This window comes from Bradyrhizobium sp. 87, assembly GCF_023073015.1.
Taxonomy (GTDB): Bacteria; Pseudomonadota; Alphaproteobacteria; order Rhizobiales; family Xanthobacteraceae; genus Bradyrhizobium; species Bradyrhizobium canariense_D.
This window is the reverse complement of sequence record NZ_JADPIQ010000045.1, coordinates 1-706: the sequence shown is the minus strand read 5'-3', so window position 1 is coordinate 706 and position 706 is coordinate 1. Positions and strand designations below refer to the sequence as shown.

General features: G+C 58.5%; 1 protein-coding gene. It reads left to right on the top strand.

Annotated features, from left to right (window positions below):
- Positions 1-19: 19 nt before the first annotated feature.
- Positions 20-706: AMP-binding protein (locus IVB50_RS09535; protein ID WP_276577028.1), on the top strand; the 687-nt coding region annotated here is incomplete at its 3' end.

The window sequence follows — 706 nt, the reverse complement described above, 5'->3', positions numbered from 1 at the left end:
CGACCCGCGCGCGCTTGGCCTGACCTCGCGCCATCTCGCCTATGTGATCTACACCTCGGGATCTACCGGCACCCCAAAGGGAGTCATGATCGAGCATCGCGGATTAGTCAATCTGATAGCTTGGCATGTGCAAACGTTTTGTCTTCAACCAGAAACCTGTTGCGCACTCACTGCCGGACTAGCATTCGATGCCAGCACTTGGGAGCTATGGACTGCGTTATACAACGGCAGCACATTGCTTCTACCTCCCAGAGCGGCAGCGGGAGATTCGCTCCGCCTGCTAGAATGGTGGCGTGATCAATCGCTCGAAGTCGCCTTTCTGATCACGCCGCTGGCCACAATCGCGTTGGAAGACAAGCTGGTAAATCCCACATTGGAGTACTTGCTTGTTGGCGGTGATCGTCTCCACCGTATGCCCGCGTCTCTAACACCGCCTTTAAAGCTGATAAACAACTATGGCCCTACTGAAGCTACGGTCGTGGCGACCTCGGGACGGCTCTCCATCGAAAACGCAGTGCCGCATATCGGCCGTCCGATTGCGAACACGCGTGTGTATCTGCTCGATGGTCATGGCGCGCCCGTTCCGTTGGGAGCGGTGGGAGAGCTCTACATTGGCGGGGCGGGGGTCGCGCGTGGCTATCTGAACCGGCCCGAACTGACGGCGGAGAGGTTCTTGGCCGATCCGTTCAGTGGTGAGGTCGGCGCA